Below are 15,964 nucleotides of genomic sequence, written 5' to 3'. Positions count from 1 at the left end.
AATTGCCCGATGAAACTCTTTACCACGGCTCCCCCCTCTGTTCGGTCCAGCGCAGGGGACTATCTGAGCAGGATTGCCGATATCGCCCGCTGGCATGAGGATGCGGGCGTTGAGGGCATGTTGATCTACACAGACAATTCGTTGATGGATCCATGGACAGTCGCGCAGGCAACCATCGAACGCACATCCAAATTTGTGCCACTGGTCGCAACCCAGCCGCTTTACATGCACCCGTTGGCAGCGGCGCGAAAAATCTCATCGCTGGGGTTCCTCTACGGACGCAAACTGGCGTTGAATATGGTCGCAGGCGGGTTCGTGCGGGATCTCAAACAGCTTGGCGATCAGGCCGAACATGATCCGCGCTATGATCGGCTGACCGAATACAGCCAGATCATGATGGCATTGTTGCACGGCGAAACCGTGACACTGGCCGGGGAATATTACCAGGTTGAGGGGCTGCGACTAGAGCCTGCACTGGACGAGGTGCTGATGCCGGAACTCTTTGTGTCCGGCATGTCACCCGCCTGTCAGGGCACAGCCGCGACGCTAGGGGCCACAAGGTTGAGCTACACAAAACCGCGCGAGCAGCTGGATCAAGCCGCAGTAGCGGGCAAAAACCTTGGTGTGCGTTTTGGCGTGATTGCCCGTCCTCGCAGCGAAGACGCCTGGGAGGAAGCCCGTGCGCGGTTCCCGGCCGACCGGCGCGGCCAATTGGCCCATCGCATGGCACAGGGGACATCCGATTCCATCTGGCACCAGCAGATCTCAGCCGTGGCCGAAGAACTGGAAGATGCGCGGTCCGGGGCCTATTGGCTGTTTCCGATCAAGAACTACAAGACCTTCTGCCCGTATCTTGTCGGCAGCTACGAAGAGGTAGCAGACTACATCCAAAGCTATATTTCGCTGGGGTTTGAAACGCTGATCCTTGACGTGCCGCAAGGGCGCGACGATCTGGGCCACACCATGCGGGCCTTTGATCTTTGCCAGCAACCGGCGGTGTGAGCGGCGATTATGTTCAAACGGACCTTATTCGAAGCAGATCATGAAACCCTGCGCCACCAGGTTGCTGACTTTCTGGATACACAGGTGGTGCCGGATCACCCGCAATGGGTGGCGGATCGACAGGCTCCACGTGCGATCTGGCAACAGGCTGGTGAGGCGGGGTTGCTTTGTCGCACCATCCCCACAGACTACGGCGGACATGGTGGCGATTTTCGGGACTCAGTGATCATCATTGAAGAAATCGCCAAACGGCGGCTCTGCGGTCTTTTGACCTTTCTTCAAAGCGATATTGTCGCCCCCTATCTGCACCGCTTGGGGAATGAGGTTCAGCGGCAGGAATATCTACCGGGGCTGTGTTCAGGGCGGCGTATTGGGGCGATTGCCTTGACCGAACCGCAAGGCGGCTCCGATCTGCATGCGCTGAGCTGCGCGGCAGAACAGGACGGCGACGAGATTGTCCTGACGGGGGAGAAGACACATATCTCAAACGGCTCTCAGGCCGATCTCATTATCGTTGCCGCCCGTAAGGGGGGGACGGATGGGGGCACCGGACAGCCGACTGGCTTTGACATGGTGCTAGTGGATGCCGACACACCCGGCCTGACGCGCAGCCGGATCGACAAAACCGGGATGCCTGCGCTTGACACTAGCCATTTGCGGTTTGACGGCTGTCGCGTGCCACAGGGCAATCTTCTGGGCGCCAGCGGCATGGGGTTCTTCTATCTGGTGAGCTTCCTGAGCATCGAACGGCTGGTACTCGCGGTCTATGCCCAGGCCATGGCAGAGACGCTGCTGCAAGAGACGGTGAAGCTGTGCAATGCACGCCAGACCGGGCAAGGGTCGACGCTGGATTACCAGGCAACACAATTCCGATTGGCTGATCTCTATGGTGAGGCCATGGCCAACAGATCCTTTGTCGACAGCTGCATAACAGATCATCTGGCCGGACGGTTGGACAATCGCAATGCCTGTATCGCCAAACTGCGCAGTACCGAGACCTTGGCTGCGATTGCGGCGGCGAAACTGCAACTATCTGGTGCCCGCGGCTTTTGCACGGAGGGACCTGACACCGCAACGCAGGACGTGCTCGACAGTGCGATTCAAACCATCTGGGGCGGCAGCAGCGAAGTGATGCGCAATGTGGTGGGAAGCAGCCTCGCAAACATCCTGTGAGGTGGTGCATGCCCGCGTCTGATCATCATGTCCCGGTCCCCGCATTGCAACCGGGGCAGGTTCACCTGTGGCAGGGGACTGTGGGCTGCGGCGCTTTGGCTGATCTTGATCCGTCCGTCCTGTCACCGTCAGAGCAGGCGCGAATGGCCAGCATCGCAAACACCGACGCGCGCGCGCTTTATGCCACGTCGCATGTGGCCCTGCGACATGTTCTGGCAGCCTATGATGGCCGTCCGGCCAGAAACCTCAGGTTCAGGACCGCTGAAGGGGGTAAGCCAGGGCTTGTTGACGGGCACAGGCTGTCATTTAATCTGTCGCATTCCGGGCAGATGCTGTTGATCGCCGTGGCCGACGATTGCGAGCTGGGCGTCGATATCGAACAACAGCGAGGCGGCCATAGGTCCGAGGCCGTCGCCCGCCGCTTCTTTGCGCCAGAAGAATATACTGCGCTGGCAACATGTCCTGCGCATCTGAGGTCAGAGTATTTCACCCAGATATGGGCGTTGAAAGAGGCCTATATCAAGGCCACGGGGCAGGGGCTTGCGCAGCCACTGCAGGGATTTGCGGTCCAGTGTCTTGAGCACCATGCCGAGCTTCTGCGCTGTGACATAGGCAGGCCTGATGATTGGACATTGGTCACCTGGACACCGACACCCGGATACAAGGCTGCTCTGGCCGCTCAACGACCGGCGCTCGAGGTCCATCATTTCGATCTTGCAGAGGCAGACATCCCCAGCCCGGCAGGTTCTCTTTTCCGCAAACCGCATTCTGGCCGTCCTTAATCCGTATTGAGGACGCGCAATCCACTGCGATCAGCCAGATTGATCCCGTCCTCTGGCGCAATCCTGATATTTCACGACAGGGGACATGACTCGCAGCAACCGGTCGCGACCTGAAATCCGCGACCGGTCAGCAGAACCAAGAGGTATCCCATGACCGCCCATCGTTTCCGCCCCCCGCCGCTATCTCATCTCACCCGCTTTATGGCCATTGGTCTGGCCGCGCTTGGCATCGGCAGCGGTGCCGCCACTGCAAAGAGCGTGCAGATCCCTGAACTGGCGACCCCGATCACTACGGTCCGGCTGATTGGCGATGAAACCACGCTGAAGCTGAGCAACGGAATCGGTGCGGCGCAAACGCTGGAAATCTCGACCGGTAACAGCGTTGGTTGCCGACTGGATGCCCGCGTCGAACAGAGCGGTGACACCTTAGAGATCCATCTGACGCGATCCGGGATCGAAACCAGCTGGTGGTGCGAACCAGAGCTGCACATTGCTATGCCGCCAGAGCTGGGCCTCAAGGTTGAGGTCGCCAAACTTGTTGCGGATATTCGCGGTGCTTTTGGTGCGATTGATATCGCATCGGAGAACTCGGTGGTGAATTTTACCGGCGACGCTGCACATTTCAAACTGACCGGGGCAAAGGCGATTTCACGCCTGGAGTTCGGCCCCGCGACCAAACGTGAAAATGTGGATGTGGCAGTGCCGCTGAACCTGTCGCATGTTTCTTTTCGCGCGGAATAAAACACCCGCGTGGCGATAGATACTGATCATGTGCTGTTCTGGTTCTTGCGGCTTGGACAGCATGACCGAGGGGGCTATCTGGCCAAAATGTGAATATTGAGAAACGGAATTGTGCAATAAGCTCACAACCTGTTATAGAGCAGATGGAAATTGAATAACCTTATGGGAGGTCTGGATCTCACATAGGTAAAATACACTGACGTGGGGTGACCAGCGGTGCGACCGAGGCGCAGAACAACTCAGACTGCCACGAGATTGTCCTGTCTCATCCTGCTGAGTCCCAAGCCATATCACGCGAAATTAGGGCGCTCCGGGGCGACATCATCATCGTCCCGGCGGGCCTCACACACAGCCCCGGCGATCCTAGTGTCGGCACCGCATCATGGTCCGCATCCCCCCAGGTCTTTTCTTCGAACATCCCCGGCACCGGATATGAAATTGACACAGTCGTTTCATCTGGACAGGGCATCGTCAAACAGAGGTGAGAGACGCGATCCTCGGCCGCGCCCGCCTCGAAATGACGTAAGACGACAGTCTCAGTAAGGCACTTACCTAATGATTTTTATCCCGATCGAATTCATGTTTTCAGCACAGATGCTGTTTCTATTCATCCATGTCGTCAGAAATGATGACACGGCGAATAAGAACAGACCTTTTCTGATACTCATTCTCTTGAGCGCGGTTCAATCGTTTCTACTGGGCTTGCGCTGGGGCTATGACGTCGAGGCCACATCCTACATTGTACCGATCCTCGCCACGCTGGTACCGGCTTTGGTTTATGCCGGGGTTTTGAATGTGGTGGAGCGTGACCGCTGGCCGATGGCGCCTCGGCTGGCGGTGCATTACCTGCCAACAGTTCTGGTGATCGGGTTGACGTTTGTGTGGCGCGAGGCCGTCGATATCGTCGTTGTCGTCACTTTTCTGTCTTATGCTGTGGTTATTTTGCGATTGCTGTTGCCAGGGACCGACGCGCTTGGGATTACGCCGCTGGATGGTGCGGAGTCCACCTACCGGGCCATCTTCTTTGCGGCATTGTCGCTGCTATCTTTTGCCCTCCTCGACACGATCCTGTTTCTCAGTTTTATGTGGAAACATGTTGAGTATGTTCCCTCCGTCATCCTGTTTGCGAATTTTGCGGCTCTGGTGATGCTTGGCCTTGCGGCAACCCTTGCCAGCAACAGCCGCAGCGCGCCTGAAACCCCGCAACAACCACGTCGGATCGAAGAGGAAGAAGAACTGAGCGGTTCTGCCACAATCGTGCGCATTGAAGAGCTGATGAACGAAGGCAAGGTCTACCGCGACGCCAACCTGAACCTTGAAAGACTGGCGCGCAAGGCGCTGATCCCATCCCGCCAGATCTCTCAGGCAATCAACCGGTCAGCTGGCATGAATGTGTCGCAATACGTCAATGGCTACCGCATCGCAGAGGCCTGCGACCTGTTGCAGGCAACCCGTCGTTCGGTAACGGACATCATGTTCGATGTTGGGTTCCAGACCAAATCCAACTTTAACCGGGAATTCCGGCGGGTCACCGGGATGACGCCGCAGGCATGGCGGAACAAATACACACCCGGGTGCGACGGGGCAGAGGCCGCATCAAACCCAAGCTGCGCGCCTCAATAAATATTGAGAAAGGACAAGGCATAAGTGCGGTTGTCAGTTACTGCGCGATAGAAAAGAGGGGGAAGTGCAGGTTTCTGTTGCCAGGTACCTGCGAACCCCGCCTTACGCGGCTAGGCGCAAGGACTTAGTTTCGGCGACATTAACAGCTTACGCTGCTACTGCCATTGCCGGAGCACGATTGTCATTTGCAATTGTACAAGTTTCGCCGATAACGGTGGCAGACAGCCGAAACAAAGCTAACCCCTTTAGACGTTCGTCGATCCTGTTTCGACCCCATGATCCCCAAATGAAGGATGTTTGGTGGAGTCGCCGGGTACCGCCCCCGGGTCCGATCCGCTTATTACGAGCGCGTTTATGTCCATAGTCCCCGAAGGAACATCAGTAATATAGGCGGTGCATTGGCGGAGTTAAAGGGGGAAATCACATATTCTTATGACGGTGCCAGAGTTGGTAGGCGTAGGAAAATCAAGATAAGTTCAGGCTTTTACAACGTTTGGGGTCTCGCGGGCGCGCCGGGCAAAAACCGCAGCGGCAAGCGCGCGCGTCTCCTCGTCCAATTCAGTCAGCCCAGCGCTGGCGGCAACCTCGTCGCAGGCCTCAATGGCATCCGCAATGGCGCCATGCAAAGCAACAATCCGGGCGCGGTCCCGCGCGGTGAAAGTGATCATATTCATCAGCGGCTGCATCGCCTCGACGGCACCGGCCAGTTGATAGGACAACACCGGGTTGCCCGCCGCATCCACCAGCGCCCGGTGAAAGGTCACATCAGAGGCACAAAACGCCTCATCCGAAAGACCGGGCTGGCCCTGCCGGAAAATCTCTGCCCGCATGGTGGCGAGGTGATCCGCCGTGCGCCGGGTGGCCGCCAGCGGGGCGCAGGCGCGCTCCAACGCGTAGCGGGCCTCGCAGGCGGTGTCGAAACTGACGGCATTCATGCTCAGCAGCAGCGTTGATGTGGTGATCTGCTGCGCATAAGCCTCCTCAAAGCTCAGCCGGTTGACAAAGGCCCCGCCGGTGGCCCCGCGCTGGGTGCGGATCAGCGATTGTGCCGCCAGCCGCTTCAGCGCCTCGCGCACCGTGGGCCGCGAGACCTGAAACTGCTCTGCCATCTCGGCCTCCGAGGGCAAACGTTCGTCGACAATCAATGTGCCACTCACAATCGCGTCGCGGATAGACTGGGCAATCTGGGCAGAGAGATCCGCCGCGCTTTTGGGGTTCAGCTTCATCGTGTCGCTCCGCTGATTTGGAAAAATCATTTGTCAGACATTTAAAAGTCTGACATTTGAATGGCAAGAGCTGAGTCGTGCACCCAGAACAGCATCCGCTGTGTTTCGGTGGGGATTTTCTGGTCCGGGATCGGCGGATGGGCCGACCGCGCGTGGTCAGGCCAAGGGAAATCAGAGGAGGAGACATCATGTTCAATGCATTGGTTGTGACCAAGGATGAGGACAGCGGCAAGACTGCGGCGGCTGTGACGGAGCTGAGCCTGGATCAGCTGCCCGAAGGCGAGGTGACCGTCGCCGTTGATTATTCCACTGTCAACTACAAGGACGGCCTCTGCATCGGTCCGGGCGGCGGGCTTGTGCGCAAATATCCGCATGTGCCGGGTATTGATTTTGCAGGCACGGTGGAGGCCTCTAGCGACGACCGCTACCAGCCCGGCGACAAGGTCGTGCTGACCGGCTGGCGCGTGGGAGAGGCCCATTGGGGCGGCTATGCGCAAAAGGCCCGCGTGCGCGCAGATTGGCTGGTGCCGCTGCCGGAGGGGGTCGATACGCGTCAGGCCATGGCAGTCGGCACCGCAGGTTTTACCGCCATGCTGTCGGTGATGGCGCTGGAGGATCACGGGCTGACACCGGACCGTGGCCCGGTTCTGGTCACCGGTGCTGCGGGTGGCGTGGGGTCGGTGGCCACCGCCATCCTGTCGAACCTCGGCTATGAGGTGGCCGCGGTCACCGGGCGCCCTGAGACCTCCGACTATCTGACGAGCCTGGGCGCCACCCAGATCGTGCCGCGCGAAGAGCTTAACGAAACTGTCAAGCGCCCGCTGGAGAGTGAAAACTGGGCCGGCTGCATTGATGCCGTCGGCGGCGCAATGCTGGCGCGTGTTCTGGGCCAGATGAAATATGGCGCGTCCGTTGCTGCGGTTGGGCTGGCGGGTGGGGCAGGTCTGCCTGCAACCGTGATCCCATTCCTGTTGCGCGGTGTGAACCTCCTTGGCATCGACAGCGTGATGCAGCCCTACGACAACCGCCTGCGGGCCTGGCAGCGGGTCGCCACGGATCTGCCGATGGACAAGCTGGAGGCGATGGTCAAACCGGCCACGCTGTCGGATCTGCCGCAGTTGGGCGCCGATATTCTGAAGGGTCAGGTAAAGGGCCGCGTTGTTGTTGATGTAAACGCCTGATCACATTGCTTGGCCGTAGCGACAGCTGGCGGCACGCAACAAGAAAACGCGCAGCCAGTCTGCGCGTTTTCGCGTCTGGCCCGTGCGCCCTCCGGCGGCCCGCCAACTGGGATCCATAGAGCGCGACAATTTTGCAGTTTTCTGTTACACTTGGCATAGATCCATCGCTGCGTAGCTGCTGCTGCGCCTTGGGCTCAGCGCTGATGCAGTGCCGCGATCATTGCGGCAGGATACGGCGCAAGAGAGGCCAGGGCGGGATCACGGCAGGGGCTGCTCGCAGCACGCAGGTCGTTTGTTGCTATTTTTTGCAATCGGCGGGAACCTGCGCAGCCGTGGGGTTGTTGGGTCTGTGGACGTTCATAAAAACCAAAGCAGGGACGCGCATGACAGACGAAACGGCCAATCAGGGCATACCCGCCCCCGACGGTGAGGCCGCCGTCATCGACACCGAATATGAAATTGGACAGGACAATTTAGAGGGATCGGTGGGGCCGATCGGGTTTGATATCCACAATCCCGTTTTCATGGTTTCCGGCATCAGCATCATGCTGTTTGTCTTCTACGCGCTGGTCCTTCCCGAACAGGCCGCCGCTTTCTTTGGCTGGCTGCGTCCGGCGGTGACCAGCTCGTTTGACTGGTTTTTCCTTAGCGCCGGCAACTTCTTCGTCCTGTTCTGTTTTTTCCTGATCGTTTCGCCCTGGGGCAAGGTGCGTCTGGGCGGTGCGGATGCGGCACCAGATTATACCTATACTGGCTGGTTTGCGATGCTGTTCGCGGCGGGTATGGGCATCGGTCTGATGTTCTACGGCGTCAGCGAACCGATGAGCCATTATTCCACCTCCTTTGGCGGGGTAAGCATGGGCGAAAATGGGGCGCGTACTGACTGGGCCCCGCTTGGCGGCGCCGCCGGGGACAGTGCGGAATCCGTGCGTCTCGGCATGGCGGCGACGATCTATCACTGGGGCCTGCACCCTTGGGCAATCTACGCCATTGTGGCGCTGTCACTGGCACTCTTCTCCTTTAACAAAGGTCTGCCGCTCACTATCCGCTCGGCCTTCTATCCGATTTTCGGCGAACGGGTCTGGGGCTGGACTGGCCATATCATCGACATTCTGGCGGTGTTTGCCACGCTCTTTGGTCTTGCGACATCGCTTGGCTTTGGCGCGACACAGGCCAATGCCGGTTTGAATGAGCTGTTTGGCGTGCCCGTTGGGGCCACAACAGAAGTTGTTCTGATCTCGGCCATCACCGCCGTGGCGCTGATCTCTGTGCTGCGCGGCCTTGATGGCGGCGTCAAAATTTTGAGCGAAATCAACATGGGATTGGCTTTCCTGCTGCTGATCTTTGTGCTGCTTGTCGGCCCGACACTGCTGATCATCACCGGGTTTTTCGACAGCCTTCTGGCCTACGTGCAATATCTCCCGGCACTTTCGATGCCCTTCGGACGCGAGGATGCCAACTACAGCCAGGGCTGGACCGCCTTTTACTGGGCGTGGTGGATCAGCTGGTCACCCTTTGTGGGCATGTTCATTGCGCGTGTCAGCCGGGGCCGTACTGTGCGCGAATTCATCATTTGCGTCTTGCTGATCCCCAGCCTTGTCTGCGTGTTGTGGATGAGCGTCTTTGGCGGCACCGCCATCCATCAGGTGGTGGCAGATGGCTATACTGGCGCGCAGGATGCAGCACTGGAGCTGAAACTGTTCAAGATGCTGGATCAGTTGCCGCTTGCGTCCATCACTTCCTTTGTCGGTATCCTGCTGGTGATTGTGTTCTTCGTCACGTCTTCGGATTCCGGCTCGCTGGTGATCGACACGATCACCGCGGGGGGCAAGGTTGACGCCCCGATGCCGCAGCGGGTGTTCTGGTGCGTGTTCGAAGGGGCTGTTGCCATCGTTCTGCTGCTTGGCGGGGGATTGGTTGCACTACAGGCTATGGTGATCTCCACAGGCTTGCCCTTCACGGTGGTGCTGTTGCTGATGTGCTGGGCCATTGTGCGCGGCTTACAAACCGAAACGCGATAAGCGCCGCCAGTACGATATCTGACATGATAAAACGCCCCGGAGACGATCCGGGGCGTTTCGCCTTTTATCAGGCGGTCGCCTCATAAAATCCGACCGAATTTCCATCAGGATCCTTTGCGTAGAAAAACCGTCCACCCGGCAGTGGGACAGGTTCCGAGATCACCTCGCCGCCGGCCGATGTTACCCGCGTCATGACGTCGGCCAGCGTGCCCTCGGCGGCCAGATGCAGGGTAGGGCCGACGCCATCCGGGGCGGGCGTGCCGGGATAGATGCTGAGGGCCACACCATTGGCGCGATCCTTGGGGCGAAATAGCAACATCGGGTTTGGCCCGTCGGTGACCAGCTCCAGCTTGGCACCCGTTGCGGTTTCATAAAACGCGCATGCCCGGTCCATATCGGTCACCGGCAGCTCTCCCCAGACCAGAAAATCCTTGGGTTCATAAGCCATCTGTCGTCTCCTCTTGGTAAATGACACCCCCTTGCTAACGGGTCGTAATGTCAGAAACTGTCATTAGCCAAGACCACCTCCGCGCTTGACCTTGGCCGCATGGAACGGCACTTCTTTTGAGACAGACATAAGGAGAGACCATGGCCCTCGATATCGATTTCGTCCGCAGCCAGTTTCCGGCATTTGCAGCAGCGAATTTGCAAGGTCAGGCGTTTTTCGAAAATGCTGGCGGCTCCTATACCTGCCAGCCGGTGATCAACCGGCTGACGCGGTTCTACACCGAACGCAAAGTGCAGCCCTATGCGCCTTATGAGGCCTCGACCCTGGCTGGGGCCGAAATGGATGAGGCGCGGCACCGCTTGGCCAAGATCATGGGTGTTGACACCGATGAGTTGAGCTTTGGCCCCTCCACCACGCAGAACACCTATGTGCTGGCGCAGGCCTTTCGTCAGTTCCTGTCTCCAGGGGAGGCCATCATCGTCACCAATCAGGACCACGAGGCCAACAGCGGTCCGTGGCGGCGTCTCGCCGATGCGGGGATTGAGGTCCGCGAGTGGCAGATCGACCCGCAGACCGGCCATCTGAACCCCGCAGATCTGGAAAATCTGCTGGATGAAAAGGTCCGCCTGGTCTGTTTTCCCCATTGCTCCAACGTGGTCGGGGAGCTGAACCCGGTCACCGAAATCACCGCACTGGCCCATGCGGCGGGCGCTTTTGTCTGCGTTGATGGTGTTTCCTACGCGCCGCATGGCCTGCCCAATGTTGGCGAGCTGGGCCCCGATATCTATCTGTTCTCCGCCTACAAGACATATGGGCCGCATCAGGGGCTGATGGTGATCCGCCGTGCCTTGGGGGAGCTGCTGCCCAATCAGGGACATTTCTTCAACGGTGATACGCTTTACAAACGCTTCACACCGGCGGGGCCGGATCATGCGCAGGTCGCGGCCTGCGCCGGAATGGCCGACTATATTGCGACACTGGCCCATCACCACGGTGGCCCCCTGACCGAAGGAGCGACGCAGGGCGCCTTTGTCCACGATCTGATGCGCGCCCATGAGGTGGAGCTGCTGCAACCGCTGCTGGACATGGTGAAGGACCGCAATGATCTGCGCCTGATCGGCCCGTCTGATGCCAGCAAACGCGCGCCCACTGTGGCGCTGGCGTTGGATCGTCCCGCCGAAGGCGTCGCCGCAGAACTGGCGGAGCACGGCATCATGGCCGGTGGCGGCGATTTCTACGCCCTGCGCGCGCTCAACGCGATGGGCGTGTCGACCAGCGATGGTGTGCTGCGGCTCAGTTTTACGCATTACACCTCGAAAAAGGAGATGACACAGCTGATGGAGGCCCTAGTTCGCGTCTTGAGCAAGTGACGAGACCCAAAGGACAGGCGCTTCATGACTGACGAGAAACCGAGCAACGCCCCGATCATCTGGTGGGTGCGGCGCGACCTGCGTCTTGCCGATAACCCTGCGCTGGACGCGGCTGTTGCTGCCGGTGTTCCGGTTATCCCTGTCTTTATCTTTGATACGCTGGACGAGGATCTGGGGGCCGCGCCACGGTTCCGGCTGGGGCTGGGGCTGGCGCATCTGGCCAAGGAATTGGAGCGGCGCGGCGCGCGGCTGATCCTGCGTCGAGGGCCCGCGCAGGAGGTGCTGACACAGCTGATCACAGAAACCAGTGCGGGCGCGGTCCACTGGACACGTGCCTACGACCCGCAGGCTATCGCCCGCGATACGGGCATCAAGGAACAGCTGAAGGGACAGGGGATTGCGGCCAAATCCTTTGGCGGCCATCTGCTGTTTGAACCCTGGACGGTTGAGACCAAGACTGGCGGCATGTACCGGGTCTATTCGCCCTACTGGAAATCTGTGCGCGACCGCGATGTCGACGGGCTGATCGCCGCCCCATCACGAATCCCGGCGCCCGCGCACTGGCCGACCTCAGATGATCTCGACAGCTGGCAGATGGCTGCCGCCATGCGCCGTGGCGCAGATGTGGTGGCGCAATACTGCCGCGTTGGGGAAGATGCCGCGCAGGAGCGGCTGGCAGAGTTCCTCGACACCCGCGTCGCCGACTACAAACAGGATCGCGACTTTCCGGCTGTGGATGCCACCTCGGGCCTGTCTGAAAACCTCGCTTGGGGAGAGATCAGCCCGCGCCGCATGTGGCATCATGGGTTGGAGGCGCGCCGGGCAGGGAAATCCGGCGCAGAACATTTCCTCAAGGAAATCGTCTGGCGCGAATTTGCCTACCACCTGATGTTCCACACACCGCATATCCTGACCCGAAATTGGCGGCCGGAGTGGGAGAGTTTCCGCTGGTCCGAACAGGAGAACGAACAGGTCGATGCCTGGCGACGTGGCCAGACGGGGTATAATTTCGTCGATGCCGCCATGCGTGAACTCTATGTGACCGGCAAAATGCACAACCGCGCCCGGATGATCGTCGCCAGCTTTCTGACCAAACATATGCTCACCCATTGGCGCATCGGCCAGCAGTGGTTTGAGGAATGTCTGGTGGACTGGGATCCGGCCTCCAACGCCATGGGCTGGCAGTGGGTGGCCGGGTCCGGCCCCGATGCCTCGCCGTTCTTTCGGATTTTCAACCCCGATGGGCAGCTGGAGAAATTCGACCCCAAGGGCCGCTACCAATCTGCCTGGATCGCCGAAGGTCAGGCCAATCCGCCGCAAACTGCGCTGGATTTCTACCGCGCCACCCCCCTGTCCTGGGAGCTGTCGCCTCAGGACACACGCGCTGAGCCGTTCCTTGATCTGAAGGAGGGACGCGCCCGTGCGCTGGAGGCTTACGGACAGCGGGAACTGCCCGACGACTGACAGATCCCTTGCCAGAAGCGCCTGATTTGGCCTAGCCTTTTGGGCGGGCACGTCTTGGGGAGGACAGAATGGCGCTCACAACGACCGACGGACAGGCCAATCTGCCGCGCTACTTCGCAGCGATTTTTGACCAGCTGCACGCGCTGGAGGTAGGGCAGCTGGACATCCACCTGCCGGACGGGCGGGTGTTTCGCGTCAGTGGCCAACGGCCCGGGCCAGCCGCTGATCTACACATCCACAATCCCGATTGCTTTGCCCGGCTGATCCGCGAGGGGGATCTGGGGTTTTCCGACGCCTATCTTGATGGCTGGTGGAGCACCTCGGACCTACAGGCCTTTATGGATCTTATACATCTTGGATCTGACACCGTTTATGATGGGTTTCCGGGGCGCGGGTTGATCCGGGCCTATGAACAATTCCGTTTCTGGCTGCAACGCAACCACCGCGCCCAGGCCAAGGCAAATATCTCCTACCACTATGACCTCGGCAACGCTTTTTACGGGCTCTGGCTGGACGATACGATGACCTATTCCAGTGCGCTGTTCAAAACCGGACAGGAAAGCCTGGAGGCCGCTCAGACCGCCAAATATGCCTCTATGGTGGATCAGATGGGGGTAAAACCCGGCGATCATGTGCTGGAGGTCGGCTGCGGCTGGGGCGGCTTTGCCGAATATGCCGCGCGCGAACGCGGCCTGCGGGTGACTGGCCTGACCATCAGCGAAGAACAGTTGAAATACGCCCGAGAGCGTATTGAAAAGGCAGGACTTTCCGATCAGGTGGAACTCAGGATGCAGGACTACCGTGACTGCGAGGGCACCTTTGACGGGATCGCCTCAATCGAGATGTTTGAGGCGGTGGGTGAAAAATACTGGCCGGCCTATTTCAACATGATCCGCGACCGGTTGCGCCCAGGCGGGCAGGCGACCCTGCAAATCATCACCGTCGCGGACCGGCGCTGGACCGTCTACAAACGCGGCGTCGATTTCATTCAGAAGCACATCTTTCCCGGCGGCATGTTGCCCGCGCCCACGATATTGCGGACCCAGGTGGAAAATGCTGGGCTTCAGGTCATGAAATCGCTCGAATTCGGTGATAGCTACGATCAGACGTTGCGGCGCTGGCACGCCACATTCAACAACCGCTGGGATGAGATAGCCGCCATGGGATTTGATGATCGCTTCAGGAAAATGTGGAATTTCTACCTCACCTCCTGCGCTGCCGCCTTCAAGGCAGAGACCTGCGACGTGACCCAGATCACGCTTGCCCATCGCTGACCGAAAGCACAGATCATGCCCACAGCTGCCCGATTGATTGCCGCCCTCAGCATGGCCCTTGTCGGGATCGTGGTTTCATTCCTGATCATGCCGTTGATGCCTGAAGGCACCGCTTTTGGCTATTTTGTCTATGTAAATGCTGGTCTTGGCGCGGTGATTGGCTGGGCCTGGGTTGGCCGTCATGTTGGGCTGGGGGTGGTCAACGCCATCAACAACGGCCTCACCGGCGTTGGGCTTCTGGTACTGTGGGGACTGTTCTTGCAAGGCGCATGGGAGATGTTTCGCCTTGCCATGCGCAACCGATACGATGATCCGTTCGAGGCGCTCTCGGCAATTTTTGTGATCGGATTGGATTTCTTTTTTGTTATGGCGGTGCCACATGTGTTGCTGGCGCTGGTCATCGGCGGCATCTTGGCCGGTCTCGTGACCGAGAATGCTGCGGCCCGCTGGCGCTAAATGACATAATGCCAATAGGATAACGACTGTGGTTGATCTCTTTGTTTACGGCAGCCTGCGCCATGTGCCGCTGCTCGAACTGGTATTGGGGCGGCCCAGTAGCGCGCTGGATATGCTCCCCGCCCATTTACCGGATCACGGGGCCTTTTCGGTGGTGGATCAGCCTTTTCCCGCAATCGAGGCCCGCGCCGGTCACGGCGCACCGGGTCTCTTGCTGCGTGGCCTCACACAGGGCGATATCGACGCCCTGAACTATTACGAAGGCGGGTTCGACTATGCGCTGCGCCGCGTCACGGTGGAGCTGGACGCAGGTGGCAGCGCCCCGGCCGATGTCTATTTTCCGGACCCCGGCCTCTGGCAGACGGGGGATCCTTGGGATCTGGCGGCATGGCAGGCTGACTGGGGCGCGTTGTCCTTGCGCGCCGCAGAGGAGGTCATGGCCTATCGGGGGCGTCTGACCGCCGCTGAGGTGGCCGAGCGTTTCCGCCCGATCCGTATCCGTGCCGCGGCGTGGTTGGCGGCGCAGAACCGTCCGGGGGATCCGTATCATGATCTTGCCCGCGATGTGGTGGTGCATGAACATAAACGCGCCTACCTTAACTTCTTCGCCATGGAAGAGATGGATCTTCAGTTTCGCCGCTACGACGGTAGCCTCAGCCCGGTGGTGAACCGCGGCGTGGCGCTGGTCGGGCAGGCGGCTGTTGTCCTGCCCTATGATCCCCGCCGTGATGCGGTGCTGCTGATCGAACAGTTCCGCGCGGCTACCTATATCGCCGGCAACCGGCGCCCGTGGATGTGGGAACCGGTGGCAGGGCTGATTGATCCCGGCGAAACCCCTGAACAGGCGGCCCACCGCGAGGCGATGGAGGAGGCCGGTCTGACCATCGACCAACTTGAAACCGTGACACGGGTCTATCCGTCCAGTGGCGCGTCGGGCGAGTTTTTGCACATCTTCATAGGCGTTTGCGACCTTGAGAACATCGCAGGCGGTGGCGGGCTGGAAAGCGAGAACGAGGATATCCGCAGCCAGATCATCCCCTATGACGACCTGATGCGCGGGATTGATGATCACAGCTATCAGGATATGCCACTGGTCACCGCAGCACTCTGGCTGTCACGTCATCGTGACCGGCTGCGGCACCGCGAACGCTGACAAGGTGCGGGCAACCTAGCATGTGATCTGCATCTCGGCTTGTGGTTGTC

14 protein-coding genes and 1 other RNA gene are annotated in these 15,964 nt (G+C 59.6%); 12 read left to right on the top strand and 3 right to left on the bottom strand.

Going from position 1 to position 15,964, the window contains the following annotated elements; translation table 11 throughout:
- Positions 1-9 precede the first annotated feature (9 nt).
- From INHI_RS0108940 to INHI_RS0108920, 5 genes are all read left to right on the top strand, one after another.
- Complete coding sequence (locus tag INHI_RS0108940) at positions 10-1,002, top strand: LLM class flavin-dependent oxidoreductase (protein WP_027247428.1); 993 nt, start codon at positions 10-12, stop codon at positions 1,000-1,002.
- Positions 1,003-1,011: 9 nt separating this feature from the next.
- Positions 1,012-2,175, top strand: coding sequence for an acyl-CoA dehydrogenase family protein (locus tag INHI_RS0108935; protein ID WP_027247427.1), 1,164 nt, complete (start codon positions 1,012-1,014; stop codon positions 2,173-2,175).
- 143 nt (positions 2,176-2,318) lie between these two features.
- Entirely contained in the window at positions 2,319-2,957 is a 639-nt protein-coding gene (locus INHI_RS0108930; protein ID WP_254656864.1) for a 4'-phosphopantetheinyl transferase family protein, read from the top strand.
- A gap of 150 nt (positions 2,958-3,107) precedes the next feature.
- The gene (locus INHI_RS0108925) at positions 3,108-3,698 is read left to right on the top strand and encodes a hypothetical protein (protein ID WP_027247425.1); all 591 of its coding nucleotides are present in this window, start codon (positions 3,108-3,110) and stop codon (positions 3,696-3,698) included.
- Between the two features lie 555 nt (positions 3,699-4,253).
- Positions 4,254-5,321, top strand: coding sequence for a helix-turn-helix domain-containing protein (locus INHI_RS0108920; RefSeq protein ID WP_014874500.1), 1,068 nt, complete (start codon positions 4,254-4,256; stop codon positions 5,319-5,321).
- Positions 5,322-5,384: 63 nt separating this feature from the next.
- Here the strand turns inward: INHI_RS0108920 and ssrA are convergent.
- Positions 5,385-5,737, bottom strand: a transfer-messenger RNA (tmRNA) gene (gene ssrA / locus INHI_RS20905).
- A gap of 60 nt (positions 5,738-5,797) precedes the next feature.
- On the bottom strand, positions 5,798-6,547 hold the full coding sequence (locus INHI_RS0108915; protein ID WP_027247424.1) for a FadR/GntR family transcriptional regulator: 750 nt from the start codon (positions 6,545-6,547) through the stop codon (positions 5,798-5,800).
- Positions 6,548-6,735: 188 nt separating this feature from the next.
- On the opposite strand from INHI_RS0108915, the gene acuI reads away from it, so the two are divergent.
- On the top strand, positions 6,736-7,728 hold the full coding sequence (gene acuI, locus INHI_RS0108910; protein WP_027247423.1) for an acryloyl-CoA reductase: 993 nt from the start codon (positions 6,736-6,738) through the stop codon (positions 7,726-7,728).
- Positions 7,729-8,111: 383 nt separating this feature from the next.
- Positions 8,112-9,749, top strand: a complete 1,638-nt coding sequence (locus tag INHI_RS0108905; protein WP_027247422.1) for a BCCT family transporter — start codon at positions 8,112-8,114, stop codon at positions 9,747-9,749.
- Positions 9,750-9,816: 67 nt separating this feature from the next.
- On the opposite strand, the gene INHI_RS0108900 is transcribed toward INHI_RS0108905, so the two are convergent.
- Entirely contained in the window at positions 9,817-10,197 is a 381-nt protein-coding gene (locus INHI_RS0108900; RefSeq protein WP_014879873.1) for a VOC family protein, read from the bottom strand.
- A gap of 140 nt (positions 10,198-10,337) precedes the next feature.
- Between INHI_RS0108900 and INHI_RS0108895 the strand changes: the two genes are divergently transcribed.
- From INHI_RS0108895 to INHI_RS0108875, 5 genes are all read left to right on the top strand, one after another.
- A complete protein-coding gene (locus INHI_RS0108895; RefSeq protein WP_027247421.1) occupies positions 10,338-11,567 on the top strand; it encodes an aminotransferase class V-fold PLP-dependent enzyme in 1,230 nt (409 codons plus the stop codon).
- Between the two features lie 24 nt (positions 11,568-11,591).
- Positions 11,592-13,031 (top strand): cryptochrome/photolyase family protein, encoded by a 1,440-nt coding sequence (locus INHI_RS0108890; RefSeq protein ID WP_027247420.1) that lies wholly within the window; start codon positions 11,592-11,594, stop codon positions 13,029-13,031.
- 68 nt (positions 13,032-13,099) lie between these two features.
- Positions 13,100-14,305, top strand: coding sequence for an SAM-dependent methyltransferase (locus INHI_RS0108885; protein WP_027247419.1), 1,206 nt, complete (start codon positions 13,100-13,102; stop codon positions 14,303-14,305).
- A gap of 15 nt (positions 14,306-14,320) precedes the next feature.
- Positions 14,321-14,761 (top strand): TrgA family protein, encoded by a 441-nt coding sequence (locus INHI_RS0108880; protein ID WP_027247418.1) that lies wholly within the window; start codon positions 14,321-14,323, stop codon positions 14,759-14,761.
- Positions 14,762-14,789: 28 nt separating this feature from the next.
- Positions 14,790-15,914, top strand: a complete 1,125-nt coding sequence (locus INHI_RS0108875) for an NUDIX domain-containing protein (RefSeq protein WP_027247417.1) — start codon at positions 14,790-14,792, stop codon at positions 15,912-15,914.
- The last annotated feature ends 50 nt before the right edge of the window (positions 15,915-15,964 follow it).

It is taken from the genome of Phaeobacter inhibens DSM 16374, assembly GCF_000473105.1.
Taxonomy (GTDB): Bacteria; Pseudomonadota; Alphaproteobacteria; order Rhodobacterales; family Rhodobacteraceae; genus Phaeobacter; species Phaeobacter inhibens.
Note: the sequence above shows the minus strand (reverse complement) of the source record. Positions and strands in the feature narration are given on the sequence as shown.

What these genes read in the sequence shown, in the direction of transcription:
- INHI_RS0108940 (WP_027247428.1), top strand. Translation starts at nt 10, where the DNA reads ATGAAACTCTTTACCACGGCTCCCCCCTCTGTTCGGTCCAGCGCAGGG.
- INHI_RS0108935 (WP_027247427.1), top strand. Translation starts at nt 1,012, where the DNA reads ATGTTCAAACGGACCTTATTCGAAGCAGATCATGAAACCCTGCGCCAC.
- INHI_RS0108930 (WP_254656864.1), top strand. Translation starts at nt 2,319, where the DNA reads ATGGCCAGCATCGCAAACACCGACGCGCGCGCGCTTTATGCCACGTCG.
- INHI_RS0108925 (WP_027247425.1), top strand. Translation starts at nt 3,108, where the DNA reads ATGACCGCCCATCGTTTCCGCCCCCCGCCGCTATCTCATCTCACCCGC.
- INHI_RS0108920 (WP_014874500.1), top strand. Translation starts at nt 4,254, where the DNA reads ATGATTTTTATCCCGATCGAATTCATGTTTTCAGCACAGATGCTGTTT.
- INHI_RS0108915 (WP_027247424.1), bottom strand. Translation starts at nt 6,547, where the DNA reads ATGAAGCTGAACCCCAAAAGCGCGGCGGATCTCTCTGCCCAGATTGCC.
- acuI (WP_027247423.1), top strand. Translation starts at nt 6,736, where the DNA reads ATGTTCAATGCATTGGTTGTGACCAAGGATGAGGACAGCGGCAAGACT.
- INHI_RS0108905 (WP_027247422.1), top strand. Translation starts at nt 8,112, where the DNA reads ATGACAGACGAAACGGCCAATCAGGGCATACCCGCCCCCGACGGTGAG.
- INHI_RS0108900 (WP_014879873.1), bottom strand. Translation starts at nt 10,197, where the DNA reads ATGGCTTATGAACCCAAGGATTTTCTGGTCTGGGGAGAGCTGCCGGTG.
- INHI_RS0108895 (WP_027247421.1), top strand. Translation starts at nt 10,338, where the DNA reads ATGGCCCTCGATATCGATTTCGTCCGCAGCCAGTTTCCGGCATTTGCA.
- INHI_RS0108890 (WP_027247420.1), top strand. Translation starts at nt 11,592, where the DNA reads ATGACTGACGAGAAACCGAGCAACGCCCCGATCATCTGGTGGGTGCGG.
- INHI_RS0108885 (WP_027247419.1), top strand. Translation starts at nt 13,100, where the DNA reads ATGGCGCTCACAACGACCGACGGACAGGCCAATCTGCCGCGCTACTTC.
- INHI_RS0108880 (WP_027247418.1), top strand. Translation starts at nt 14,321, where the DNA reads ATGCCCACAGCTGCCCGATTGATTGCCGCCCTCAGCATGGCCCTTGTC.